General features: G+C 41.4%; 29 protein-coding genes. 27 read left to right on the plus strand and 2 right to left on the minus strand.

What is annotated here, in order from left to right:
- Positions 1 to 8 precede the first annotated feature (8 nt).
- The 13 genes from G541_RS0103865 to rpsI all read left to right on the plus strand — a co-directional run bounded on the left by G541_RS0103865 (position 9) and on the right by rpsI (position 8,041).
- Entirely contained in the window at positions 9 to 668 is a 660-nt protein-coding gene (locus G541_RS0103865) for an adenylate kinase (protein ID WP_009550826.1), read from the plus strand.
- 237 nt (positions 669 to 905) lie between these two features.
- On the plus strand, positions 906 to 1,124 hold the full coding sequence (infA, locus tag G541_RS0103870) for a translation initiation factor IF-1 (protein WP_009550824.1): 219 nt from the start codon (positions 906 to 908) through the stop codon (positions 1,122 to 1,124).
- Between the two features lie 34 nt (positions 1,125 to 1,158).
- Complete coding sequence (rpmJ, locus tag G541_RS0103875) at positions 1,159 to 1,272, plus strand: 50S ribosomal protein L36 (protein ID WP_009550822.1); 114 nt, start codon at positions 1,159 to 1,161, stop codon at positions 1,270 to 1,272.
- Positions 1,273 to 1,294: 22 nt separating this feature from the next.
- A complete protein-coding gene (gene rpsM / locus G541_RS0103880; RefSeq protein WP_009550820.1) occupies positions 1,295 to 1,660 on the plus strand; it encodes a 30S ribosomal protein S13 in 366 nt (121 codons plus the stop codon).
- A 35-nt stretch (positions 1,661 to 1,695) separates the two neighbouring features.
- On the plus strand, positions 1,696 to 2,082 hold the full coding sequence (gene rpsK / locus G541_RS0103885) for a 30S ribosomal protein S11 (RefSeq protein WP_009550818.1): 387 nt from the start codon (positions 1,696 to 1,698) through the stop codon (positions 2,080 to 2,082).
- 79 nt (positions 2,083 to 2,161) lie between these two features.
- A complete protein-coding gene (locus tag G541_RS0103890) occupies positions 2,162 to 3,106 on the plus strand; it encodes a DNA-directed RNA polymerase subunit alpha (protein WP_009550816.1) in 945 nt (314 codons plus the stop codon).
- Between the two features lie 31 nt (positions 3,107 to 3,137).
- Entirely contained in the window at positions 3,138 to 3,521 is a 384-nt protein-coding gene (gene rplQ, locus G541_RS0103895) for a 50S ribosomal protein L17 (RefSeq protein ID WP_009550814.1), read from the plus strand.
- Positions 3,522 to 3,787: 266 nt separating this feature from the next.
- Positions 3,788 to 4,621, plus strand: a complete 834-nt coding sequence (locus tag G541_RS0103900) for an energy-coupling factor transporter ATPase (protein ID WP_009550812.1) — start codon at positions 3,788 to 3,790, stop codon at positions 4,619 to 4,621.
- Complete coding sequence (locus G541_RS0103905; RefSeq protein ID WP_027826558.1) at positions 4,597 to 5,466, plus strand: energy-coupling factor ABC transporter ATP-binding protein; 870 nt, start codon at positions 4,597 to 4,599, stop codon at positions 5,464 to 5,466. Before G541_RS0103900 ends, G541_RS0103905 begins: the two co-directional genes overlap by 25 nt.
- Positions 5,463 to 6,257, plus strand: a complete 795-nt coding sequence (locus tag G541_RS0103910) for an energy-coupling factor transporter transmembrane component T family protein (protein WP_009550808.1) — start codon at positions 5,463 to 5,465, stop codon at positions 6,255 to 6,257. Before G541_RS0103905 ends, G541_RS0103910 begins: the two co-directional genes overlap by 4 nt.
- 19 nt (positions 6,258 to 6,276) lie before the next feature.
- Positions 6,277 to 7,038, plus strand: coding sequence for a tRNA pseudouridine(38-40) synthase TruA (gene truA, locus G541_RS0103915; RefSeq protein ID WP_027826559.1), 762 nt, complete (start codon positions 6,277 to 6,279; stop codon positions 7,036 to 7,038).
- A 146-nt stretch (positions 7,039 to 7,184) separates the two neighbouring features.
- Positions 7,185 to 7,628, plus strand: coding sequence for a 50S ribosomal protein L13 (rplM, locus tag G541_RS0103920; RefSeq protein ID WP_009550804.1), 444 nt, complete (start codon positions 7,185 to 7,187; stop codon positions 7,626 to 7,628).
- Positions 7,629 to 7,648: 20 nt separating this feature from the next.
- Positions 7,649 to 8,041: a 30S ribosomal protein S9 gene (rpsI, locus tag G541_RS0103925; RefSeq protein WP_009550802.1), complete on the plus strand. Its 393-nt coding sequence runs from the start codon at positions 7,649 to 7,651 to the stop codon at positions 8,039 to 8,041.
- Positions 8,042 to 8,255: 214 nt separating this feature from the next.
- On the opposite strand, the gene G541_RS0103930 is transcribed toward rpsI, so the two are convergent.
- A complete protein-coding gene (locus G541_RS0103930; RefSeq protein WP_009550800.1) occupies positions 8,256 to 8,570 on the minus strand; it encodes a DUF454 family protein in 315 nt (104 codons plus the stop codon).
- Between the two features lie 157 nt (positions 8,571 to 8,727).
- Here G541_RS0103930 and G541_RS0103935 point away from each other — a divergent pair, with 157 nt between their 5' ends.
- The 5 genes from G541_RS0103935 (at position 8,728) to G541_RS0103955 (ending at position 12,301) form a co-directional block, all read left to right on the plus strand.
- Positions 8,728 to 9,921 (plus strand): SAM-dependent methyltransferase, encoded by a 1,194-nt coding sequence (locus G541_RS0103935; RefSeq protein WP_027826560.1) that lies wholly within the window; start codon positions 8,728 to 8,730, stop codon positions 9,919 to 9,921.
- Between the two features lie 55 nt (positions 9,922 to 9,976).
- Positions 9,977 to 10,441, plus strand: coding sequence for a CopY/TcrY family copper transport repressor (locus G541_RS0103940; protein WP_027826561.1), 465 nt, complete (start codon positions 9,977 to 9,979; stop codon positions 10,439 to 10,441).
- Between the two features lie 96 nt (positions 10,442 to 10,537).
- Positions 10,538 to 10,975, plus strand: a complete 438-nt coding sequence (locus G541_RS0103945; RefSeq protein ID WP_009550795.1) for a universal stress protein — start codon at positions 10,538 to 10,540, stop codon at positions 10,973 to 10,975.
- Between the two features lie 141 nt (positions 10,976 to 11,116).
- Entirely contained in the window at positions 11,117 to 11,683 is a 567-nt protein-coding gene (locus G541_RS0103950; RefSeq protein ID WP_009550793.1) for a TetR family transcriptional regulator, read from the plus strand.
- A 177-nt stretch (positions 11,684 to 11,860) separates the two neighbouring features.
- Entirely contained in the window at positions 11,861 to 12,301 is a 441-nt protein-coding gene (locus G541_RS0103955) for a MarR family winged helix-turn-helix transcriptional regulator (protein WP_027826562.1), read from the plus strand.
- Positions 12,302 to 12,410: 109 nt separating this feature from the next.
- Here G541_RS0103955 and G541_RS0103960 read toward each other — a convergent pair whose 3' ends face one another.
- Positions 12,411 to 13,295: a LysR family transcriptional regulator gene (locus G541_RS0103960; RefSeq protein ID WP_027826563.1), complete on the minus strand. Its 885-nt coding sequence runs from the start codon at positions 13,293 to 13,295 to the stop codon at positions 12,411 to 12,413.
- A 132-nt stretch (positions 13,296 to 13,427) separates the two neighbouring features.
- Between G541_RS0103960 and G541_RS0103965 the strand changes: the two genes are divergently transcribed.
- The 9 genes from G541_RS0103965 to gatC all read left to right on the plus strand — a co-directional run bounded on the left by G541_RS0103965 (position 13,428) and on the right by gatC (position 24,690).
- Positions 13,428 to 15,050 carry a malolactic enzyme gene (locus G541_RS0103965; protein WP_027826564.1) on the plus strand — a complete coding sequence of 541 codons (1,623 nt, stop codon included), beginning with the start codon at positions 13,428 to 13,430 and terminating at the stop codon, positions 15,048 to 15,050.
- A 47-nt stretch (positions 15,051 to 15,097) separates the two neighbouring features.
- Positions 15,098 to 16,072, plus strand: a complete 975-nt coding sequence (locus tag G541_RS0103970) for an AEC family transporter (protein ID WP_027826565.1) — start codon at positions 15,098 to 15,100, stop codon at positions 16,070 to 16,072.
- Positions 16,073 to 16,239: 167 nt separating this feature from the next.
- Positions 16,240 to 16,935, plus strand: coding sequence for a glycoside hydrolase family 73 protein (locus tag G541_RS0103975; RefSeq protein ID WP_027826566.1), 696 nt, complete (start codon positions 16,240 to 16,242; stop codon positions 16,933 to 16,935).
- 18 nt (positions 16,936 to 16,953) lie between these two features.
- A complete protein-coding gene (locus G541_RS0103980; protein ID WP_027826567.1) occupies positions 16,954 to 17,535 on the plus strand; it encodes a xanthine phosphoribosyltransferase in 582 nt (193 codons plus the stop codon).
- A 100-nt stretch (positions 17,536 to 17,635) separates the two neighbouring features.
- Complete coding sequence (locus tag G541_RS0103985) at positions 17,636 to 18,769, plus strand: ATP-grasp domain-containing protein (RefSeq protein WP_027826568.1); 1,134 nt, start codon at positions 17,636 to 17,638, stop codon at positions 18,767 to 18,769.
- Between the two features lie 105 nt (positions 18,770 to 18,874).
- On the plus strand, positions 18,875 to 21,136 hold the full coding sequence (pcrA, locus tag G541_RS0103990; protein ID WP_051012826.1) for a DNA helicase PcrA: 2,262 nt from the start codon (positions 18,875 to 18,877) through the stop codon (positions 21,134 to 21,136).
- A gap of 24 nt (positions 21,137 to 21,160) precedes the next feature.
- Positions 21,161 to 23,179, plus strand: coding sequence for an NAD-dependent DNA ligase LigA (gene ligA, locus G541_RS0103995; protein WP_027826570.1), 2,019 nt, complete (start codon positions 21,161 to 21,163; stop codon positions 23,177 to 23,179).
- Positions 23,176 to 24,315 carry a CamS family sex pheromone protein gene (locus G541_RS0104000; RefSeq protein ID WP_009550775.1) on the plus strand — a complete coding sequence of 380 codons (1,140 nt, stop codon included), beginning with the start codon at positions 23,176 to 23,178 and terminating at the stop codon, positions 24,313 to 24,315. Before ligA ends, G541_RS0104000 begins: the two co-directional genes overlap by 4 nt.
- 72 nt (positions 24,316 to 24,387) lie before the next feature.
- Entirely contained in the window at positions 24,388 to 24,690 is a 303-nt protein-coding gene (gene gatC, locus G541_RS0104005; protein WP_009550773.1) for an Asp-tRNA(Asn)/Glu-tRNA(Gln) amidotransferase subunit GatC, read from the plus strand.
- Position 24,691: the final 1 nt, after the last annotated feature.

Here is a 24,691-nt window from a genome sequence, read left to right on the forward strand (position 1 = left end):
TCATTACTATGGCTTTACAGTTAATGTTAATGGGCTTGCCAGGTGCTGGTAAGGGGACCCAAGCAGAACAGATTGTTGATGAGTACAAGATTCCACATATTTCAACTGGGGATATCTTCCGGGCAGCAATCAAGAATCAAACCCCAATGGGTGTTGAAGCTAAGAAATATATCGACAAGGGCGAATTGGTGCCGGATGATGTGGTTAACGGGATTGTGAAAGAACGTTTAGGCCAAGACGATGTTCAAAACGGCTACATGTTAGATGGCTTTCCAAGAAACATGGTTCAAGCACGAGCATTAAAGGAATTTAGTGCTGAACTTGGTCAACCATTGAACTGTGTGATCAATATTCACGTAGATCCTGAATCACTGATGGAACGTTTGACGGGACGCTTTATTTGCAAGAACTGTGGTGCTACATACCATAAGGTTTTCAACCCAACTAAAGTTGAAGGCACTTGTGATCGTTGTGGTGGCCATGAATTCTTCCAACGGGACGATGACAAGCCGGAAACAGTTGAGAACCGTTTGAAGGTTAACATTGAAATGAATACACCTTTACTCGATTTCTACCGTGAAGAAGGTATTTTACACGAAGTAAACGGAAATCAACCAATCGAAAAGGTTTTCGCTGATATTAAACAAATTTTAGATGCAATTAAGTAGCTAAAGGCTTACAATGAAGTTGTCGCTTTGCGGCAACTTTTTTTATGGAAATTTTTATTGAAAACAAATCCTTGCTAAGCACTTTAGAATATGATAGTATTATCAAGGTTTATCTTTTCAATAGGATTAGTTCGCGCTTTTTTGCGTTCATCCTGCGGAAAAAGGTGGGACTCCGTGAAGCTTCTCACATTTTTACGTGTAAAGTTTTCAAACCAAAATTTAAGGAGGTACTTTTACGTGGCGAAAGATGATGTGATTGAAATTGAAGGTAAAGTAAAAGAAACTTTACCAAATGCGATGTTCAAAGTTGAGCTCGAAAATGGTCACGAGATTTTAGCGCATGTTTCTGGGAAGATCAGAATGCACTACATTCGGATTTTACCTGGTGACAAGGTAACGGTTGAAATGTCACCATACGACTTAACTAAGGGTCGCATTACCTATCGCTTTAAATAGATTGTACTTCAAGTAAATATAGGAGGTATAATTCATGAAAGTAAGACCATCAGTTAAACCAATGTGCGAAAACTGCAAGGTCATTAAGCGCAAGGGTCGCGTAATGGTTATCTGCAGCAATCCTAAGCACAAACAACGTCAAGGCTAATTTTTAAGGAGGTGAATTTTAAATGGCTCGTATCGCAGGTGTCGACTTACCACGTGACAAGCGTATCGTAATCGGCTTAACATATATTTTTGGTATCGGTAATACAACAGCTCAAAAGATTTTGGCTGATGCCGGTGTTTCAGAAGATATCCGTGTTCGTGACTTGACTCCAGATCAAGAAGACAAGATCCGTGAACAAGTTGATAACTACAAGGTTGAAGGTGACCTTCGTCGTGAAGTTTCCTTGAACATTAAGCGTCTTTCTGAAATCGGTTCTTACCGTGGCCTTCGTCACCGTCGTCATTTACCAGTTCGTGGTCAAAACACGAAGAACAATGCGCGGACTCGTAAAGGCCCAGCAGTTGCTATTGCTGGTAAAAAAGGTTAATAAATAAATTAAAATAAAGGAGGTTAGTCAAATTCATGGCTGTTAAGAAATCACGTAAGCGCCGTGTGAAGAAGCATATTGAAGCCGGCGTTGCACACATTCACTCAACATTTAACAACACACTTGTTATGATCACTGACGTTCATGGTAACGCCGTTGCATGGTCATCAGCTGGTTCCTTAGGCTTCAAGGGTAGCCGTAAGTCTACTCCATTTGCTGCCCAAATGGCTTCTGAAGCTGCTGCAAAGGTTGCAATGGAAAACGGTATGAAGACTGTTGAAGTTGCTGTTAAGGGTCCTGGTTCAGGTCGTGAAGCTGCTATTCGTGCACTTCAAACTACAGGTCTCGAAGTTACATCTATCAAGGATGTTACACCAGTTCCTCATAATGGATGTCGTCCTCCAAAGCGTCGGCGTGTTTAATGTGGAACTTTGAAGCTTGCCTTCACAGTGTTGAAACCATGTTACTACACGTTACGTTTTGAAAGGGGTAAAGATAAGAATGATCGAATTTGAAAAACCAAAAATTCATAAGATTGAAGAAAATGATGGCTACGGCAAGTTTGTTATCGAACCGCTTGAACGTGGGTATGGTACAACTTTAGGTAACTCTTTACGCCGGGTCTTATTATCTTCATTGCCAGGTGCTGCTATTACTGATATCCAAATCGATGGGGTTCTCCATGAATTCTCTACCGTCGAAGGTGTTCTAGAAGATGTTACTCAAATCATCTTGAACTTAAAGAAGGTTGCATTGGGTATCAAGTCAGATGATCGTGTATCCTTAGAGATTGATGTTGTTGGTCCAATGGAAGTAACTGCCGGTGATATCCAAGGTAGTGCCGACGTTGAAATCTTCAACCCAGATCAATATATTTGTACTGTGGCTGATGGAGCTTCATTCCATGTTCGGATGACCGCTAACACGGGTCGTGGTTACGTTTCTGCAAAGGAAAACAAAGAAATGGCTGATGATATGCCAATCGGTGTTTTACCAATCGATTCGATTTATACCCCGATCGAACGCGTGAACTACCAAGTTGAAAAAACACGTGTTGGTCAAAAGAACGATTACGATAAGTTGACCTTAGATGTTTGGACTAACAAGTCCATCACACCTAGTGAAGCTGTTAGCTTATCCGCAAAAGTCTTAACTGAACACTTGAGTTTGTTTGTTAACCTGACTGAAGAAGCAATGAATGCTGAAATGATGGTTGTAACTGAAGAAACTCACAAAGAAAAGATGCTTGAGATGACAATTGAAGAGCTTGATCTCTCTGTTCGTTCATACAACTGCTTGAAGCGTGCAGGTATCAATACTGTTCAAGAGTTAACTAATAAGACTGAAGCAGATATGATGAAGGTTAGAAACCTTGGTCGCAAGTCTTTGGATGAAGTTAAGGAAAAATTAGCAAACCTTGGTTTATCATTACGCCAAGATGACTAAACATTATCAGAAATAAAGGAGGGAAACATTCATGGCATACCGCAAATTAGGTCGGACAAGCGAACACCGTAAGGCAATGTTACGCAATTTGACTACTGATTTGATTGTTAACGAAAAGATCGTTACTACTGAACAACGTGCTAAAGAAGTACGTAAATTTGCTGACAAGATGATCACTTTAGGTAAGAAGGGTGACTTGGCTGCTCGCCGGCGCGCTGCTGCTTTCATGATGAACGTTATTGCTGACGTTAAGGAAAACGGTGACGACGTAGTTATCCAAACTGCTTTACAAAAGTTATTTGATGATCTTGCACCACGTTTTGCTGAACGTAACGGTGGTTACACTCGGATCTTAAAGATGGACAAGCGTCGGGGCGATGCTGCTCAAATGGTTGTTCTTGAATTGGTTGACTAATTCGTTAACTGGTATTAATTGAATATATTCAATTAACAAAGTGTCACTTTTATAATGATAAATGGGCGTTAGGATGTTGGTTACAACCTTTACCTAGTCTAGCTCAGAGTACGTCGTCCTTGAGGCGGGGGAACTTTCATTATAAAAAGTGATTTTTTTGTTTTATAGGCATTAAAATGATCGATATGATGATTTTAATGCCTTTTTCTTGTGTTTAAGACTATGGTATATTAGAGACATTAGTAACGAGAAGGGATGTTGTAACGATGGGTAAGATCATTGAGGTTAAGGACTTGACCTTCCATTATCCTGACCAAAAAGAACCACTCTTTGACCAGCTGTCGTTGAGTATTGAACGAGGACAATGGGTAGCGATTATTGGTCACAATGGTAGTGGCAAGAGTACCCTTGTACGGATAATCGATGGTCTTTTAGCACCACAAGCCGGCACGATCTTTGTTGATGGAATGCCTGTGACACCAGAGAATATTTGGCAAATTAGGGAGAAGATCGGGATGGTCTTTCAAAATCCAGACAATCAGTTTGTCAGCGCTGATGTCGAAGGCGATGTTGCATTCGGGATGGAAAATCTAGGTCTTGACCGCGATGTGATGAAGTACCGTGTAGACCAGGCACTGCGCAAGGTGAATATGGAGGACTTCAAAGGCCATGATCCATCACGTTTATCTGGGGGGCAAAAGCAGCGAGTAGCCATTGCTGGTGTTTTGACCCTGCGTCCAGATGTTATTATCTTTGACGAGGCAACGAGTATGCTTGATCCGGAAGGACGCCAGGATATTATCAAGTTGATGACCAAATTGCACAAGAAAGGTTACACTCTAATCTCAATTACCCATAATATTGATGAGGCCGCTATGGCAGACAGGGTTTGTGTAATTGACGATGGGAAGATAGCTGCTGATAGCAGTCCAGCAGAGATTTTTGCACAAGAAAAAGAGTTAATAGCAATGGGGTTAGATGTTCCATATTCAGAACGTCTTAAGGATGAGTTGCTTCACAATGGGATTGAGGTCCCACACGAATATCTCACTGAGAAGGGAATGGTTGACTGGCTATGCAAATTACATTCGAAAAATTAGGTTTTACCTATCAACCAGGAACCCCGTTAGCATTTACAGCTTTAAAGGACGTTTCTTTCACGATTGCGGAACATAGCTACACAGCAATTGTCGGGCATACTGGAAGTGGTAAATCTACTCTTATTCAACACCTGAATGGTTTACTGAAACCAACAACAGGAACAGTACAAATCGGTGAGCAAGTGATTACAAGTGCAACTAGTAATAAGGACCTGAATAAATTGCGACGGAAAGTAGGCTATGTTTTTCAATTTCCCGAAGCCCAATTGTTTGAAGAAACAGTCTTAAAAGATATTGAATTCGCTCCGCTGAACTTTGGATATAGTCCTAAGGAGGCACGACAAATAGCAATTGAGCAGGCCCAAGCTGTACAACTACCGACAGACGTTTGGGAGAAATCTCCGTTTGAGCTTTCTGGGGGGCAGATGCGGCGGGTAGCCATTGCGGGAATTTTAGCAATGAAGCCCGAAGTTCTGGTTCTGGATGAACCAACGGCCGGTTTAGATCCCCAAGGTAGCCGTGAAATTATGAGTTTATTTCAACGGTTACATCAAGAACAGGGCTTAACTATTGTATTGGTCACCCACAACATGAATGATGTGGCAGACTATGCTGATCATGTTGTAGTGCTGGAAAAAGGAACAGTTGTTGGAGACGGACAACCACGGGAAATTTTTGCCGATCCACAGTGGTTGACGGATCATCATTTAGGTCTTCCACAGACAACGGCTTTTGCATATCAACTACAACAACGAGGGTTTGTCTTTACCGAAGGTTTACCCTTAACTGAAAAGCAACTAGCACATGAGTTAGCTATGATGCTCAAAGGGGGGAATAACCAATGAATAAACTCCTTTTAGGGCGGTACATTCATGCTGATTCGTTCGTTCATAAATTGGATGCACGCGCAAAGCTATTTTTGAGTTTTTATTTCATAGTGATCATCTTTTTATGTAACAACTGGCAAACGTATACTTTATTAGGGATTTTAACCTTAGTTAGTGTGGTATGTTCCAAGATAAAATTGAAGTTTTTCTGGGATGGGATTCGCCCCTTAGTATGGTTGATCATCTTTACGGTCGTATTACAACTATTCTTCTCCAGTGGTGGTCATGTTTACTGGCAGTGGGGAATTTTTAGAATCACTAGCTTGGGGATTGAAAATGCAATCTATATTTTTTGTCGGTTTGTCCTGATTGTATGTATGTCAACTTTGCTGACTTTGACGACACCGCCATTACAGATTGCTGACGGGATGGAGGCTTTGATGAAGCCATTAAAGAAAGTAAAAGTCCCGGTTGATGAGATTGCTTTGATGTTGTCAATAGCACTACGGTTTGTCCCGACCCTGATGGATGAGACAACGAAAATCATGAATGCCCAACGATCACGGGGGGTTAACTTTGAGGAAGGTAGCTTATGGCATCGTGCTAAGATGCTGGTTCCGTTATTGATTCCGTTATTCGTTAGTTCATTTAATCGGGCAGAAGATTTAGCGATTGCGATGGAAGCACGGGGGTATCGTGGTGGTTCGCATCGCACTAAGTATCGGCAGCAAGTATGGCACCGCAATGATACGCTTGTGATGATGCTTTTTGCGGTAGTGACAGGCTTGTTGATCTATTTACGTAAATAACGGGTAGAGGAGGAGAGCTGTGACTCAAAGATATAAGGTAACCATCGCGTATGATGGAACTAATTTTGCTGGTTTTCAAAAACAACCCCAGCAGCGTACGGTGCAATCTGTTATCGAAGATGCACTGAACAAGATGAATAAAACGGACGAACATATTTTCATTGTTGGTTCTGGGAGAACTGATGCAGGTGTCCATGCTTTAGCTCAGGTAATTCACTTTGATTTTCCCCATGAAATTCCAGCTCTAGGGATGAAACGAGGACTTAACAGTATGTTACCTTTGGATCTAGAAGTTAAAGACTGTGAAATAGTTGATGATAGTTTTCATGCTCGGTTCAGTACTCATGGTAAACGGTATATGTATCGGGTAAGTCGGGGCGAGTTTGTTAATCCGTTTAAGCGATTTTATACGGCCCATTACAAGTATCCGTTAGATATTGATAAAATTCGTGCTGCATTGCCAGATGTTGTAGGGACACATGATTTTACTAGCTTTGTAGCAGCTGGTAGTCAGGCCCGCGATCATGTTCGGACAATTTATGAGGCAACAGTTCGAGAAGATCTGGCTAACGATGAAGTAATATTTGAATTCTATGGGAATGGCTTTTTGTATAATCAGGTGCGAATTATGGTAGCAGCCCTGTTAGAAATTGGGCGGGGGCAACGACCGGTCCATGATTTTTTACGGTTATATGAAGTGAAAAATCGCAAAGAATGTTATCGTACTGCTCCAGCTAGTGGGTTATATTTGAAAGAAGTAGTATATAATCAACCGCAATAAGCAGAAAACATTACAATTATTTCGTGAATTGTAATTGACTTAGATACTGAAAGTAAGTATTATAGTACTTGGTATTGTTTGCCCCACAGTAAGCCCCGTTAACCTTATTGTTTGTCAAACATGCATTAAAAATGGAGGAAATAAACGTGCGTACAACATATATTGCAAAACCAGGCGAAGTAGAACGTAAATGGTATGTAGTTGATGCCACTGATGTATCTTTAGGTCGTTTAGCATCACAAGTTGCTGCTATTTTACGTGGTAAGAACAAGCCAACATTCACACCTCATGTTGATACTGGTGACAATGTTATCATTATCAATGCAGAAAAGGTTGCTTTAACAGGTCACAAGGCTGCTAAGAAGCTTTACTACTTCCACTCAGATTATCCTGGTGGATTTAAGAAGATCAAGGCTGGCGATATGCGGAATGACAAGCCAGAACGCTTGATTGAATTAGCAGTTAAGAACATGCTTCCAAAGAACTCTCTTGGTCGCAAGATGATTAAGAAGATGCATGTATACCGTGGTGCAGAACACAAGCATGCTGCACAACAACCAGAAGCATTGGACATCAACAAGTTAATCTAATAACATAGGAGGAAAATGATTTGGCACAAGTACAATATTTCGGCACAGGTCGTCGTAAGCATTCCGTTGCTCGTGTTCGTTTAGTACCAGGTTCTGGTAAGATCACTATGAACGGCAAACCTGCTGAAGAATACATTCCATATGAAAACTTACGCGCAGTTATGATGCAACCATTCGACGTTACTGAAACAAACGGTTCATACGATGTTTTAGTAAATGTTAACGGCGGTGGCTTCTCTGGCCAAGCTGGTGCAACTCGTCATGGTATTGCACGTGCATTACTTACTGTTGATCCTGACTTCCGTGGCGTATTAAAGCGCGCTGGTCTCTTAACTCGTGACCCACGGATGAAGGAACGTAAGAAGCCAGGTCTCAAGAAGGCTCGTAAGGCTTCCCAATTCTCAAAGCGTTAATCAGATTTCTGGTTACACTTTCCAAGCATCAGCATTTGCTGGTGCTTTTTTATTGTAAAAATTAAAAGCCCGGATAAAAAGTGAAGAGAAAATAATCTTTGTGTAATCCGCTTGTACTTAGCACTTAGACTTACGGGTAATTTTCCCGTCATTTAAACTATGGGAAATAATAAAAAGACTGGAAAATAGTTTTCCAGCCTTTTTTAGTATATATTTAGTCTTTAATATTAGCAGTAACAACAGCAGCAAACTTAACAAATAAACGTTGGTAAAGATTGAGCTGATGCAATTGTTCTAGTTGTTCCTTCTTTTTGAGCATGAAATCAAACATCCCCACAATGTACTTTTGGTACAGACGAGTATGAGTGATCCAAGCATGGAAGCGCGGCGAAACTTTCGATAAACTAAAGATTGCCAGTAAGAAGAAAGGAACTTGAGGAATGACTGGCAAAAGTAGACCAATAATTCCACATGTAAAGCCAAGAACAGCTAACAATAACCAAAAAAACTTAGCAATATTTTTCGTCATAAAAGCCCCTTTCTTACAAAACAGAACTTACCTACTACTTCTTGTTGTCATTATACCATAGGACCCAAGAATAGTCCGTTTATGAATTTATTAAGAAAGAGTGCTAAAATAAACAACTATAAATAACTTTAATAATTAGTAAAAGAGGCGTTTTTAGATGTTAGACAATATGATTCTCAAACAAGTGATGAAGCGGTCATTTACTATCCCTATTGAAGTGACCTATGCTGACGGTAAAACGGAACGGTACGGGAAAGGAACACCTGAGGTTAAAGTTAAATTTAATCAGAAGATTGCTCTGAAAGACCTGCGAAAGAATGCATCCATCACACTGGGAGAAGCATATATGGATAAAGCTATCGAAGTCGAAGGCTCATTGCAAAAGCTCATTGCATCAGCATATGCATCAGCTGATAGTTTTTTAAACAATAAAAAGTTCAAGCGTTTTTTGCCCCACCAAAGTCACGATGAGGCTGAAACTAAGCATGATGTGCAAACACACTATGACATTGGCAATGATTTTTATCGTTTGTGGCTTGACCCGACAATGACCTATTCTTGTGCTTATTTTGAAAAGCCCACTGATAGTTTAGAACAAGCCCAGGAAAATAAGGTACATCACATCATCAATAAATTGAATCCGCAACCTGGAAAGACCATGTTAGATATAGGCTGTGGTTGGGGAACGTTGATTTTAACGGCAGCACAAGAATATGGACTAAACGTGTGTGGAATCACTCTTAGTCAAGAGCAATATGAGTTTGTTAACAAGCGGATAAAGGAATTGGGCTTAGAACATCAAGCGCAAGTAATTTTGACTGATTATCGTGAATTAGATCATGTTCCTTTCGATTACATCACTAGTGTGGGGATGTTTGAACATGTTGGTCAAGAAGATCTCGGCCAATATTTTCGAACTGTAGCTTCATTGTTGAAGGATGATGGGACGGCATTGATTCACGGAATTACGCGGCAACAAGGGGGAGCTTATAATGGATGGATCAATAAATATATTTTCCCCGGTGGCTATATCCCTGGTTTGCAAGAAAATATTCAACACATCTTGGATGCAGGGATGCAGCTGGCCGATATTGAAATGTTGCGACGTCATTACCAAAAAACATTAGAGATCTGGGATGCTAACTTCAAAAAGGTAATTCCCCAAGTGATTGCGCAAAAAGGGGAACGTTTCGCCCGGATGTGGGACTTATATCTACAGGCATGTGCAGCATCATTTGAATCAGGCAATATCGATGTGATCCAGTTCCTGATGTCGAAAGGCCCAAGTGCAAAGAATTTACCGTTAACGCGGAATTATGTATATGCCAAGGAACTCACTGTACAGAATTAGTTGGACGTTCTGGTATAATCACAGTAGAAGAAAGAAGGGGAGGAGTGATCACAACGTGAAAGAGGCAAGCTCAGTTGAGATTACCAATGCGGAGTGGGAAATTATGCGCATCGTTTGGACTCTAGGGGCAGCAACAAGTAAGCAGATCAGTGAAGTGATGGCGGTTAAGAAAAACTGGAAAATGGCAACGACGAAAACCTTGTTGGGACGTTTGGTAACTAAAAATTATCTTGAAACTACGCGACAAGGGCGCGCTTTTATTTATCGGCCAACCGTAGACGAACAGGCAACCATCAACCAGCTGTTAGAGGCTGACCTGCGAACAATTTGTCAAATGCACACGGGCCGTTCGTTAGCAGAAATTCTCCGCAAGTTTACTTTTACGAAACATGACCTCCAGGTAATGCAAGATATCTTGCAAGCCAAGATGGCGGATGCACCGACAGAACTGCCATGTGATTGTGTACCGGCAGAGTTGGCTCCAGAATTAGACCATGATGAACAAACGTGTTGTCGTTAGGGATGTTTGATAAAAAAGTTTGGCAAACCTAAATATGTGGTATAATAAAAGGGTCAAAGATCTATGGTGGCAGATATGCAATGAGGAGTGATTAGGTTGGAAAAGATTCGCAATATTAAACGAATTTTAGTTGGGGTTGATGCTTCCGATGACGCGCAACTGGCTTTTCGGGTGGCCATTCACCGGGCCCGCGAATTGGGAGCAGACCTATATATTGTTAATGTTATTGAAGACCATGACATTAACGTGTATGAAAAGTTAGACGATGATTTCATGCGTCGCAAGCGGAGCATGCACGGTGAAACATTAACTAAGTATAAGCAACTGGCTGAAGAAGCTGGGGTAAAGAACGTTAAGATTATTTCGGTTGAAGGCAATCCAGGGAAAACAATTGTTAAAGATGTGATCCCATCAGTCAAGCCAGACTTGCTAATTGTTGGTTCGATTGGTAAACAAGGCGTCCGGAAATACTTTGGTTCGCAAGCAGCATACATGGCTAAATATTCACCAGTATCAGTTCTAGTTGTACGTTAAATTTTATAGTAATAGTAGGGGAGAATAATTTTGCTAATTATTCTCCCCTTTTGCTGTTTTTATGGTAAAGTCAATATATAAAATAAATTATATTATCTTTATATCCTAAACTACTGATAGGAAGGATAAGGAGAGGTGGCAATGACAAGACATCAAGAAGAACGGAAGCAAGCTTTTGCTGCTAGCTTAACTAATTTATTGCGGAAAGAAGCGATTGAGAAAATCACAGTTGATCAAATTTGCGAGGAAGCTAACGTTCATCGGAGTACTTTTTATCGCTACTTCACTGATAAATACGACCTCTTAGAATACGTTTTTAAAAATATCTTCGTTGCGCAAGTGGACCGGAGCAACGTAGTTGAATCCATTATCAGACACATTGCTAGTGAAAAGAAAATTTTTCGTAATGTGTTTAATAATAACAATAAGGCAGATTATTATTTATTTGGGACAATTTTACGTATTTTTAGTAGCCAAATCTATGACGCGGTGATGGCAGGACACCTGCATGAAATTCCGTGGATCGAGATTATGGTCAAAAATAGTAAGTATCCTAAAATTGCCACAGATATGATTGCTGGGGGCTTTTTAACGGTATTAATCGAGTGGATTAGTACCAACTATGAGATGGATGAAGAAGAACTCGCCCGCTTTATCCTCCATATTGAAGAGAGCTTGAAGGATAAGAAAATAAATATTAACGATTAGTTTAGCTTTTCTATTTTACATACAATCTTAAAAAGCGTAAAATAGTAGTAGCTATTGCGGGATAAACTATTAATTAATTAACACTGGTAGGAATTATATAGTAGTTGGCAACCAGTAGCGGTTACATTTTTTGTTTACCATATTAAGTTACCTTTATGCAATAGGAGGCGAACAAGTGTGAATTCATTGCAAAAGTCGATGACTAATTTGGCTCAGGTGCTACGGCTTCATGAACAAAAGAGTGGATCCAGTGATGAACTGGCTAAGCTGGGTGTAATAGATGTTTATTATCTCGAAGCAATCTATCAGCTTAAAGATCCAACTATTGGGACGATTTCTAAGCTTCTGGGTCAATCTACCCCCAACACTAACTACCATATCAAGAAGCTCGAAAAGAGTGGGCTTATCGAAAAGCGTTTAGATGACGTGGATCGACGGGTTACTCACCTATATGTCACGGAAAAGTATCTACAGATGCTAGAGTTTGATGCTGCTTTTTGGGCAGACCTACAACAAAAGCTCGAAGAAAGTGTTACTCCAAGCGATTTAGCAATTTTTAGACAGGTTTTGAGAGAAACAACCGATATTATTACGGAAAGTACACTACATAGAGATTAAGAGTGACGTAAGCGTAGAAAAAAATACTATGGGAAAGCTCATAGATGATAATAAAATATTGGTTATCAAAAGAGTGAGGCCAGCTGATAATTCAGTTGGCCTCACTCTTTTAGTTATTCCAAGGATGAAAAGTGGTAATTAGGTCCAATAATGCAGGGGCAGGAGGAAAACTTTCCCGATAAGCAAGTCCAATCTTGAACTCAGGCACCCCTTTGTTAGCCAAATCAAGGGCGACAAGATCATCATCTGGACGTAGTGCAATTGAGGTAATAAAGCTGATCCCTACGTTTTGAGCAACGAGTTTTTTGACGATTTGGATATCGTCAGTATGAAAGATCCGCGGTGGGTGGATAGCATTGATGGTTTCAAGCCGGGAAAAAGCCTTATTGTGGGTAAAACTATTAGTTAGGGCAATAAACGGATAGGATGCTAAATCTTTAAAGTACAGGGGTTGGGTCCGGTGCGCTAAAGGGTGGTTTTTACTAACAATGATCTTGAAAGTGGAATTAGCAAAGTAATTAACTACAAGGTTAGGATCTTTGACCTCATCCAAAATACCAATGAAAGCAAAATCAATGCTTCCTGTTGAAACAAGAGATAACAAGCGCTGAGATCCCTGCTCGACTGGTTGCATTCGGTTGAGTAGGTTGGCTTGGAGCAACTGGGGGGCAAGTAAAGGAAAGAGATAAGTCCCAATAATTGGTGGCAGGCCAAACTTGATTTTACGTGCTTTAAGGCGAACTAATTCTGTTTGAGCTAGGGCTAATTCTTGCAGGATTTTTTTGACATGGCGGTGAAAATTTTCACCGCTAGCGGTTAGGCGGAGGGTTTTATGCCGGTAGTCACGTTCAAAAAAATGTGTTTGGTAACTTTCTTCAAGGCGTTTGATAGCCATCGTGATGGTAGGTTGGCTAACACCAAAAAAAGTTGCAACTTTAGAGAAATTTTTTTCTTCGACTAATTTATCGTAATATTCTAACCATTTTAAATTCATGCTAAACCTCCTTTAAAGCATAGCTTAAATAGCTTTAGTATAAAATATATTTATATGTTACCACACTTTTGACTATAAACTAATCTTCACGCTAAGATACTATATGTAAACAAAAACAAAGGGAGTGGAAACATGCCACAAGCAGCAACTATTTTAAACAACCCTTATCTCAACAAGGGAACTGGTTTTACTTATGAAGAAAGAAAAGAATTAGGCTTAGTGGGGGCATTGCCACCCCGGGTCCAAACGTTAGCTGAACAAGCTGAACAAGCCTACCAACAATTTCAACGGATTGAAGATGGGTTGGACCAACGCCTCTTTTTAATGAAGATTTTTGATACTAACCGCACATTATTCTATTACCTTTTTGGGCAGCATATTGTGGAATTCATGCCAATTGTTTATGATCCGGTGATTGCTGAATCGATTGAACAATATAGTGAAATCTACACCCGACCACAGGATGCAGCTTTTATTTCAATTGACCGAATGGATGAAATTGAAGATACATTGCGGAACGCAGCCTCTGGTCGTGACATCCGTCTTATCGTTGTAACTGATGGTGAAGGAATCTTAGGAATTGGTGACTGGGGCGTCAACGGGGTTGATATTTCTGTTGGTAAGTTGATGGTTTATACAGCAGCTGCCGGGATTGATCCCGCCCAAGTACTAGCCGTTTCATTAGATGCCGGAACAAATAATGAACAATTACTTACTGATCCATTGTATTTAGGAAATCGCCATGAGCGGGTCTATGGGGACCGTTACTATGAGATGGTTGACAAGTTTGTAGCCGCTGCTGAAAAATTATTCCCGCAAGTGTTGTTGCACTTTGAAGACTTTGGCCGTGCCAATGCTTCCAATATTTTGAATAAGTATCAAGATAAGATTTTGACATTTAATGACGATATCCAGGGAACGGGGATTATTTGTTTGGCTGGGGTTCTAGGTGCCTTAAACATTTCTAAGCAAAAAATCACCGACCAAACATTCCTGACTTTCGGAGCTGGTAATGCCGGTGTCGGAATCGCCAAGATGATGTATGATGAATTGCTCCGTGAAGGGTTAACTCCTGAAGAAGCTAAGCAACATTTCTATTTAGTTGATAAACAAGGATTGCTATTTGAAGATACTCCAGATTTAACCCCAGAGCAAAAGCAATTTTTACGTAAGCGGAGTGAATTTGCTAACGCGGATGAATTGACTAATTTAGAAGCAGTAGTCAAAGCAGTTCACCCAACAGTGATGATTGGGACTTCCAAACAACCAGGAGCATTTACCGAAGCAATTGTTAAGGAAATGGCGGCTCATACTGAACGGCCAATTATTTTCCCAATCTCCAATCCGACGAAGTTAGCTGAAGCAAAAGCAGCTGATTTGTTGAAGTGGACAGACGGTAAAGCGTTGATCGGAACAGGTATTCCAGTCGCTCCAATTGAATACAAGGGAGTAACTTATGAAATTGGACAGGCTAACAATGCCTTGGTTTACCCTGGTGTTGGGGTTGGGGCATTGGCCGTTAATGCCAAAGTAATCAATGAGAAGATGTTGGCTCAAGCAGCCCATGCTTTAGGCGGGATTGTTGATCCAGACCAACCAGGGGCAGCCGTCTTACCTCCAGTAGAACGATTAACGGAATTCTCCACTACGGTGGCTGAAACAGTAGCTCAAGCAGCTATTGACCAAGGATTGGCACAAACCGATTTAACAGCCCATGATGCCGTTCAAGCTATGAAATGGGAACCTAAATATTAAGTAAAGAGATTTAGAAAGAGAATTGATTTGAGGGGAGTTGAATACAAGTGCAAGTATTCTTAACATCATTATCAAGCATCGCTGTGATCGTGTTGATTATGGCTTTGGGATATATTTTGCGGCGGACCGGTTGGTTTGCTGATTCCTTTGGGAGTAATATTGCTGGGTTGATTACCAAGATTGCCTTGCCTGCGTCGATTTTCGTCAGTGTAATGAACTACCTAACACGGGATAAATTGGCAAGCTTAGGGGTAGGGATTCTTTTCCCAGCAGTCGCGGTAATCATTGGTTATCTAATCGCTTGGGTAACAGTCAAAGTAGCACGGATCCGTCCCGGTCGCCGAGGGATCTTCATGAACGCCGTAGTTAACGCGAATACAATCTTCATCGGAATGCCATTGAACAACGCTTTGTTTGGCGCCAAGGCAATGAGTTATTTCTTGATTTACTATATTATCAATACGGTTTCGACATGGGCGTTTGGGATCTATTTGATTTCCAACGATGATCCAACAGTAGATAAAAGTGAACAGGAAAAGAGTCATAAGATTAACTGGAAGAAACTTCTGCCAATGCCATTGGTAGGATTTGTGGTAGCAGTTGTTTGGTTATTATTAGGAATTCCAGTACCAACATTTATGAACCAGACCCTGTCATATGTTGGTGGCTTGGTTACACCATTATCCTTGATTTATATCGGGATTGTGTTAGCAGATGCGGGCTTGGATAAGTTTAAGTTCGAACGGGATTCGGTAATGGCTTTAATCGGTCGGTTTATCCTGTCACCATTAGTGCTGATCCTAGTGATTAAACTCGGGACAGGGATGATGGGAATTAGCTTACCAACCCTGATGCGGCAAACATTGGTAGTTCAATCAGCTCTCCCAATGTTGGCAGTATTGCCAATTCTAGCCAAAGAAGCTCATGGTGATGTTGACTATGCAACCAATATTGTAGTGATGAGTACTGTGTTGTTCATCGTGGTTGTTCCAGTTCTGATGGCCATTCTACAATTTATTTAAGTTATATCTATAACGTAAGAAACGCGCGCAAAACTTATATGGTTGAGCGCACGTTTTTTGTTTAAAAAATACTGAGAAGCAAAGGAGAAGTTGTCAGTGTAACTAGTTAGAAAAATATTTTATGCTATAATCATCTTAATACACTAATCAAAGGGGAACGGGTCAACTTGCCGCAAAAAAAGACTGGAAATAAGGCCAAGGTCAGGTCCAAAAAAAGACGACGTAAGCCGCACAAATGGCGGTATTTTTTTCATAAAAATGGTCATTTACGCCCAGCCAATATTTTATTGACGGTAGTACTTTTATCCCTATTGTCGTTACAGGTTTTACGGTGGGTGGGACAACATCGTTTAGCTACCTGGGAACAGCAGACAGAGACGCAACAAGGGACAACTGTGGACGAGCAACGCCAGCAATTTTTGGATAAGATTGCTGGTGCGGCTCAAGCGGACCAAAAGCAGTATCATTTGCGAGCAAGCATCACGTTGGCCCAGGCAGCTTTAGAATCTGACTGGGGACGGAGCGCACTGGCGACTAAATACAATAATCTGTTTGGGATTAAGGATCGTGGTCCCGATGCGACTATGATGACTACCAAAGAGTATGTAAATGGACAATGGATCACAGTCAAAGCCCCGTTTGCAGTATATAGTAGCTGGACCGACTCAGTACATGCTCATACAATGCTGATTGTTAATGGGACAAAGTGGGATCCTAATCACTATCAAGCAGTGTTGACGGCAACAAATTATCAGGAAGCGGCCCAAGCTTTACAGCGTCAGGGGTATGCTACTGATCCGACTTACGCTGAAAAGTTAATTAATGTCATTAAGAAATATCACTTGGATCGGTATGATTCATAAAGAAAAGGGAGTTGCAGAATGGAAGAGCTGAAACAAAGAATTCGGGAAGATGGGGTCGTTTTACCAGGAAACGTTTTAAAAGTTAATCAATTTTTAAATCACCAAATTGATCCCGATTTGTTATATCGAATTGGACAAGAATTTGTGGAATTATTTAAAGATCAAAAGATTACTAAGATTGTAACAGTAGAATCTTCAGGAATTGCTCCCGCAACAATGGTTGGCTTGAATTTGCATGTACCAGTTGTGTTTGCGCGTAAAAAGAAGAGTTCAACCATGAATGACAATCTCTATACTGCAGATGTTTTTTCATATACTAAGCGCGTAACTAATACAATTTCGATTGACAGTAAATTTTTGAGTGCCGATGATCATGTTTTGATCATTGATGACTTCTTGGCAAATGGTCAAGCCATTTTAGGTTTGATTGATATTTGTCGGCAAGCCCAATGTACTATTGTTGGAGCTGGTGTTGTTATTGAAAAATCCTTCCAAGAAGGAGCAAGTTTGATCAAAGAAAAGGGTGTGCACTTAGAGTCATTGGCTCGGATTGCCTCGTTTGCTGGTGACGAAGTACACTTTGTTGGGGAAGAAAACTAATCAGTCCGTAGCTATGGCTGAGAATATGGTAAAATGAGAAACGAATAAGTTTTTCTAAAAGCCGGTTTGATTGCAAATTAAAGCAAAGGTTGTGACAGAAATGGCAGAGAAGGTTCTATTTCCAGGAGATACGATTGGTATCGTTGGTGATAGTCCCAATGGTATCATGATGGTTGCAGCAGCAAAGCGTTTAGGCTTTAAGGTCATTGTGTGTGGAAGCAATGAATCTAGTCCTACGATGCAGGCTGCTGACGTAAGAATTGTTGGTACAAGCAAAGAAAAATTACAAGATTTTGCAGAACGCTGTGACTTGATCACGTATGAATCACAGTATGTGCCTGCTAGTGTGATTGAATTTCTCAGTCGCTTTACGGCGGTTCCCCAGGGAAAAGATACGTTGGAGATCACTCAAGATCGGTTGTTGGAGCGGGCATTTTTTGAACAGATCAATGTTAACATTGCGCCGTATGCAACAATTGTTAGCCTTGATGATATTTACCAATCAGTGTCTTCGATTGGTTTTCCATGTATTTTGAAGCCAATTCAAAAGGATATCAATAACAAGCACCAAGCGGTAATCAAACGGCAAACCGATATCGCTAAGGTAGCTGATATAGTTGATTTGGGAACCTATGTGCTGGAGTCGTTGATTTCATTCAATAAAGAGATTTCAGTGGTCTTTAGTCGTGACTATGACGGTGAGCTTAAGTTCTTCCCGTTGACTGAGGAAGTATACCACGGGCACGATTTGAATCGTGTGTTAACACCAGCGCGAGTTACTAATGATGTAGAAGAAGAAATTCACCGCTTAGCACATCAAATTGCTGAAAACATCAACTATGTTGGGGTGATGCAACTATCATTTTACCTAACTGATAGTGGCTCCTTGTATGTTAAACGGATGGTGCCGGCAGTTAGTCCAACGGGTTATGTCTTTGACAAAGCAACATTGGTTTCCATGTTTGAACAACACCTGCGGGTTTTAGCGCGGATGCCATTAATGACAACCGAATTAGTTGAACCAACTGCAATGGTCATGATGACGGATGATGACCAAGATAGCATTCGAACCCAATGGGTTTTGAAAGATAACTGGTCGTACAACTTCTTCCGTTATCCTGAAAGGATGAAGCCACGACCAGCGGGATATGTGCTGGTCACGGCGCCGACGATTGATGCAGCTGAAGAACAGATCCAAGCAACTGAGATTTGGCCGGATGAAACGTCAGAATAATTAAACAGTTGAAAAGTGACAAGAAAGCTGCTGAGAGGCAGCTTTTTTCGTTGTGAATTTTAGGTAATTTTAAAGAAGCAAATAATGATCTTTGCTATAATATGAATGATTGTATACTTGACGAGAGGATTGAATTTGAGCGTGGAAAATAATCTGTTACAAGGGTTAAATAACAAGCAACAAGAAGCAGTAAAAAGTGTCGCTGGTCCTTTGCTAATCATGGCGGGCGCTGGCAGTGGGAAAACCCGGGTTTTAACACACCGGGTTGCTTATATTATTGAGCAAAATTTAGCCAATCCCTGGAATATTTTGGCGATCACCTTTACCAACAAGGCTGCGCGTGAAATGCGAGAACGGGTTGATAAATTAATGGGCGAAGGTGCTGAAGATATTTGGGTATCCACATTCCACGCTTTGTGTGTCCGAATTTTGCGGCGTAATGCTGAACGGATTGGTTATGAGCGGGCGTTCAATATTGCTAGCACCAGTGAACAACGTACTTTGGTGAAACGTTTGTTAGCAGCCCTAAACGTTGATTCTAAACAATATACCCCCCGGACAATTCTAGGAACTATCTCTAATGCTAAAAATAACATGGTAACGCCTGAGGAATTTGCCAGCAATGCGAAGGGTCCATATGAAGAAGTTGTAGCCAAGGTTTATCGGCAATATCAGGAAGAATTGCACCGTAACCAGGCGATGGACTTTGATGATTTGATCATGAAAACAATTGAGCTGTTCAAAGAATTTCCGGATGTTTTAGAATATTACCAAAACAAGTTTCATTATATTCATGTGGATGAATATCAGGATACTAACGAAGCCCAGTATGAATTGGTAACTTTATTAGCAGCACGCTACCGCAATATTTGTGTTGTAGGTGATGCTGATCAGAGTATCTATGGTTGGCGGGGAGCTAATATGGAGAATATCCTTAATTTTGAAAAGGATTATCCAGATGCAACGGTAGTAAAATTGGAACAAAATTATCGTTCAACTAAAAATATCCTCAAAGCAGCTAATGCGGTAATTGACAACAATATTAACCGGAAAGATAAGACTTTGTGGACAGACAATGCTGCCGGGGATAAGGTGCATTATTATCGGGCTGGTAATGAGAATGATGAAGCATACTATGTGATCAAACAAGTGCAAAAGTTGCGTCAAGATCAAGACTATGATTACAGTGATTTTGCGGTCTTGTACCGGACTAATGCTCAATCTCGGGTAATTGAAGAAGCTTTGCTGAAGGCTGGTATTCCATATAAGTTAGTTGGTGCACATAAGTTCTATGACCGGATGGAAATTCAAGATGTGCTGGCGTACTTGCGGTTAGCTACGAATCCTGATGATTCCTTGAGTTTTCGCCGGGTTGTCAATGTACCTAAACGTGGGATCGGAACAACTAGTGTCGATAAGCTAGCTGACTTTGCAACGATGAATAATATCACGATGTTAGAAGCAGCTCGTCAAGCAGGAGCGGCTAATATTCGTGGCAAGGCTCAGGGGCAACTATTAGCTTTTGCTGATCTCATTGCTGACCTCCATGATTTTCAAATGGAGCATAATATCACTGAATTAACAGATGAAATCTTACAGCGGTCAGGTTATAAAGAGATGCTGGAGACCGAAAAGACTCTTGAAAATCAAAGCCGGCTGGAAAACTTGGAAGAATTTAAATCAGTTACGGCGGAATTCGAAAAGAATTGGATGCCAACAGATGAAGAAAGCAATATGTTTGTGGATTTCTTATCTGATTTGGCGTTGGTATCTGACCAAGATGATGTCGAAGAAGATGCCCCAGAAGTAACTCTGATGACCCTACATGCAGCTAAAGGATTGGAATTCCCGGTTGTTTTCTTGATCGGGATGGAAGAGGGGATCTTCCCTTTGGGACGAGCAACAGAGGATGACGGGGAATTAGAAGAAGAACGACGCTTAGCTTATGTGGGAATCACGCGGGCAGAAAAAGAGTTGTACTTGACCAATGCCCAGTCACGGATGCTGTATGGGCGGCGGCAAATCAATCCAGCTTCCCGGTTTATTACTGAAATCGATACTGATGTCTTGGTATCAGAAGGGCATAAGGCAAGTGAAATCGCACGCCCTGCAGGACGACGAGATTATCCGTTTGATCGCTACCGCAAAAAAACAAGTTTCCAGCCAGGCCAGCGGATTGAAAACAAGGGCACTGGGGCCGAGAAAAAGGCATGGAAGATTGGTGACCAAGTTAAGCATAAAGCTTGGGGGACTGGCACAATCATTAAGGTAACCGGCCAAGGCGAAGGAATGGAACTGGACATTGCTTTCCCATCTCAAGGGATCAAGCGGTTGTTAGCGTCCTTTGCTCCAATTACACGAGTTTAGTTTTTGATGAAGGAGATGAACGGGATGGACCGCGAGCAAGCAACACAAGTGGTAACAGAGTTACGACGACGGTTAAACCAGTGGAGTCATGAATACTACGTGCTAGATAAACCAACTGTTGCGGATCAGGTATATGATCAGGCATATGAGAAGTTGCGCCAATTAGAAGCAGACTTTCCAGAATTAGTGACAGCTGATTCACCGACACAGCGAGTAGGAGGACAGGTACTAGCTGGTTTTACCAAGGTTCAGCATGAAATTCCGATGCTGTCTTTAGGAGACGTATTTTCCGAGGATGAGTTGTTGGCTTTTACCAATAAGTTGCAGGCAGATACAGGACAGACCTTTGCATACAATTGTGAATTGAAGATTGACGGTTTAGCCATTTCTTTAACCTATGAAGATGGAGTTTTTGTCAAGGGTTCAACCCGGGGTAATGGTCTAATCGGGGAAGATATCACTGCCAACCTTAAGACCATCAAAGCCATCCCCCTGCGGTTAACTGAACCAGTTTCAGTTGAAGTGCGGGGTGAATGTTACATGCCACTGGCAGCGTTTAATCAACTCAATGCTGAACGTCAGGCGCAGGGACAAGAAGTATTTGCTAATCCCCGTAATGCGGCTGCAGGTTCCTTACGGCAGCTAGATACCAAAATTACCGCTCAGAGGAAATTAAGTACGTTTATCTATTATTTAATGGAGCCAGATCGGTTCGGAATAACAACGCAGAGTGCAGCCCTTAAGCAATTAGCTGCTTGGGGCTTTAAAGTTAATCCAGATTCGCGGTTATGCCAGACAGAAGATGAGATTAAGGCATACGTAGCCGAATACACCGCTAAGCGGAACCAGTTGGCTTACGATATCGATGGAATTGTTGTTAAATCTGATCCATTTGCAATCCATAATGAAGTTGGCAATACCGTCAAAGTTCCTAAGTGGGCGATTGCTTATAAATTTCCACCGGATGAACAAGAAACGGTTGTCCGAGATATCACTTGGACAATTGGGCGGACAGGGGTAGTAACTCCTACTGCAGTGATGGATCCAGTTCAATTGGCTGGGACCAAAGTGGAACGAGCAACGTTGCACAATGTTGATTACTTACAGGCGAAGGATGTCCGCATTGGTGATACAGTGAAAATCCATAAAGCAGGAGATATTATTCCGGAGATTTCGCAAGTGGTTTTGGCTAAGCGCCCAAATGATACAGTGCCATATGTAGTGCCAACCACCTGTCCGGTATGTGGTTCTGATTTAGTGCATTTGGATGATGAAGTTGCCTTACGGTGTATCAACCCGATGTGTCCAGCTTTGATTAAAGAGAGTTTAACGCACTTTGCTTCCCGAAATGCGATGAATATTGATGGTTTGGGGACTAAAATCATTGATAAATTATATGAACAAGGTCTAATCAAAGATGTTGCTGGTTTGTATAAGCTCACGTTTGCTGACCTGATTGGACTGGATAAGTTCCAGGAAAAGTCTGCTAATAATTTGCTGACAGCAATCGCTAATAGTAAGCAAAATTCTTTAGAACGTTTGTTGTTTGGACTAGGGATCCGTCATGTTGGTGCTAAAGCTGGTCAAATTTTGGCAGAACATTTTGGTACGATTACGCAACTAATGCAAGCCAGCAGTGAAGAAATAGCTGCTATTCCAAATGTCGGCCAGGTCATTGCTGATAGTGTGGTTCAGTATTTTGCTAATGAGCACGTGCAAATTTTGATAGCAGAATTAGCAGAGGTTGGGGTTAATACGAAGTATCTTGGCCCAACGACTGCCGAAAGAGCACAAGCAGCAGCTACTAGTCAATTCAACGGTTTACGGGTTGTTTTGACAGGGACGCTCGATACGATTAAACGGGCTGATGCCAAGAAGTGGTTAGAAGCCCATGGTGCTAAAGTAACAGGGAGTGTGTCCAAAAAGACGGATCTATTAATTGCAGGACATGATGCTGGTAGTAAATTAACTAAAGCAGAGCAGTTACAGGTAAAGATAATTAACGAACAAGAATTCATTGCACAAATGGAGGCAGAACAGTGAAAAAGATAGGTGTATTAGTAGGAGTGTGTTTGAGTGCATTGCTGTTAGCTAGCTGTGGGACTTCTGGCTCGACTTCTTCAAGTGGTTCCAAGGCTAAGGGTAGTTATCAAACAACCGGTACTGCCAATAGTGGTGAATACAAAGGCATTATCACTAACGGGCGTTATCGGACAAGCAAATCACGGGGTGTTGGTGTCTCGCAGAACACAGAAAATATGCTCAATTTGAAGAGCTTTGAATCGGGTTTGACAACTATTTCCAAGGATCACTTCTCACCTAAGAGTTATGTTTTTCAGGAAGGCCAGATCCTATCCAAAGGAACAGTTGAAAATTGGTTGGGACGTAAGTCCAAGGACAATCCTGAAGGCTTGAACCCCAAAGACAATGGGAAAAAGGATGCTAATAAGCGGAATCCAATTTACGTTCAGCAAATTGAAGAACAAGACTATATGAAAGAGGAAAATGGCAAGTTGCACCTAGCGGGGATTACGATCGGGATTGGGATGAACCGCAAGGACTACTACCAAAAAGAAGAATATGGTGCAACTTACACCACCGACATTCCTAAGGAACAGATGATTGCTGAAGGAAAGAAGGCTGCTGCTAAAGTTTTAGCACGGCTACGATCCTATAATGCGGTTGGGTCTAGTATGCCAATCGTGATTGCGATGTATCAACAAGCGCCAAATGACAGCTTGGTTGGTGGAACTTTCTACGCTACAACGGTAAGCAACAGTGGGACCCAAATGGGAACGTGGAAGGCAACTGATCTCAAGAACTACGTCTTCCCTGTCACCGATACGGATACTGTCCCAAGCAAAAACGATGCCGATTCTTTTGATAATTTCAAAAATAAGATTCAAAACTTCTTCCCTAATTTAGCTGGAGTTACAGCTCAGGCTCAGTATGATGGTGATTCACTCCAAGGATTGAACGTCACTATTACCACGCAGTTCTACTCGGAAACAGAGATTACTAGTTTTACTCAATATGTAGCCAAAGCAGCTCAGACTTATCTTCCTTCGGGGATTAAAGTAGATATTCAAATTCAAGGATCAGATGGATCAGTTCAGAGTTTTGTTGCCCGGGATAATGGGGACAAGGGCTTCTATACTCACGTCTTTAGTAGTTACTAGTCAACATTTACCTAGGACAATAATTTTACCTGTGCTAGAATAAAAAAAGATATTGCGGAAAGAGGGATGAAAATGGCTATCAGTTCACAAGAAGTAGCCCACGTGGCTAGCTTAGCTAAATTAGCCTTCGCTCCGGAGGAACTTGCTAAGTTTACCGGACAAATGGACGCCATCATTAAGATGGTTGAACAGTTACAAGAAGTAGATACGACAGGAGTACCAGTGACAACCCACGTTACTGATGCCCGCAACATTATGCGCGAAGATGTTGCAGTTCCAGGAACAGATCGTGATTTGATGATGCGTAATGTTCCCCAACAGCAGGACGGCTTAATTAAAGTTCCTGCAATTATTGATGAAAGCGAGGAAGGCTAGT

The organism is Ligilactobacillus saerimneri DSM 16049, assembly GCF_000423265.1.
GTDB lineage: Bacteria > Bacillota > Bacilli > Lactobacillales > Lactobacillaceae > Ligilactobacillus > Ligilactobacillus saerimneri.

Coding starts and splice junctions, on each gene's coding strand:
- G541_RS0103865 (WP_009550826.1), top strand. CDS start 9: ATGGCTTTACAGTTAATGTTAATGGGCTTGCCAGGTGCTGGTAAGGGG.
- rpmJ (WP_009550822.1), top strand. CDS start 1,159: ATGAAAGTAAGACCATCAGTTAAACCAATGTGCGAAAACTGCAAGGTC.
- rpsM (WP_009550820.1), top strand. CDS start 1,295: ATGGCTCGTATCGCAGGTGTCGACTTACCACGTGACAAGCGTATCGTA.
- rpsK (WP_009550818.1), top strand. CDS start 1,696: ATGGCTGTTAAGAAATCACGTAAGCGCCGTGTGAAGAAGCATATTGAA.
- G541_RS0103890 (WP_009550816.1), top strand. CDS start 2,162: ATGATCGAATTTGAAAAACCAAAAATTCATAAGATTGAAGAAAATGAT.
- rplQ (WP_009550814.1), top strand. CDS start 3,138: ATGGCATACCGCAAATTAGGTCGGACAAGCGAACACCGTAAGGCAATG.
- G541_RS0103900 (WP_009550812.1), top strand. CDS start 3,788: ATGGGTAAGATCATTGAGGTTAAGGACTTGACCTTCCATTATCCTGAC.
- G541_RS0103905 (WP_027826558.1), top strand. CDS start 4,597: ATGCAAATTACATTCGAAAAATTAGGTTTTACCTATCAACCAGGAACC.
- G541_RS0103910 (WP_009550808.1), top strand. CDS start 5,463: ATGAATAAACTCCTTTTAGGGCGGTACATTCATGCTGATTCGTTCGTT.
- G541_RS0103930 (WP_009550800.1), bottom strand. CDS start 8,570: ATGACGAAAAATATTGCTAAGTTTTTTTGGTTATTGTTAGCTGTTCTT.
- G541_RS0103935 (WP_027826560.1), top strand. CDS start 8,728: ATGTTAGACAATATGATTCTCAAACAAGTGATGAAGCGGTCATTTACT.
- G541_RS0103950 (WP_009550793.1), top strand. CDS start 11,117: ATGACAAGACATCAAGAAGAACGGAAGCAAGCTTTTGCTGCTAGCTTA.
- G541_RS0103960 (WP_027826563.1), bottom strand. CDS start 13,295: ATGAATTTAAAATGGTTAGAATATTACGATAAATTAGTCGAAGAAAAA.
- G541_RS0103965 (WP_027826564.1), top strand. CDS start 13,428: ATGCCACAAGCAGCAACTATTTTAAACAACCCTTATCTCAACAAGGGA.
- G541_RS0103980 (WP_027826567.1), top strand. CDS start 16,954: ATGGAAGAGCTGAAACAAAGAATTCGGGAAGATGGGGTCGTTTTACCA.
- G541_RS0103985 (WP_027826568.1), top strand. CDS start 17,636: ATGGCAGAGAAGGTTCTATTTCCAGGAGATACGATTGGTATCGTTGGT.
- pcrA (WP_051012826.1), top strand. CDS start 18,875: ATGATTGTATACTTGACGAGAGGATTGAATTTGAGCGTGGAAAATAAT.
- ligA (WP_027826570.1), top strand. CDS start 21,161: ATGGACCGCGAGCAAGCAACACAAGTGGTAACAGAGTTACGACGACGG.
- gatC (WP_009550773.1), top strand. CDS start 24,388: ATGGCTATCAGTTCACAAGAAGTAGCCCACGTGGCTAGCTTAGCTAAA.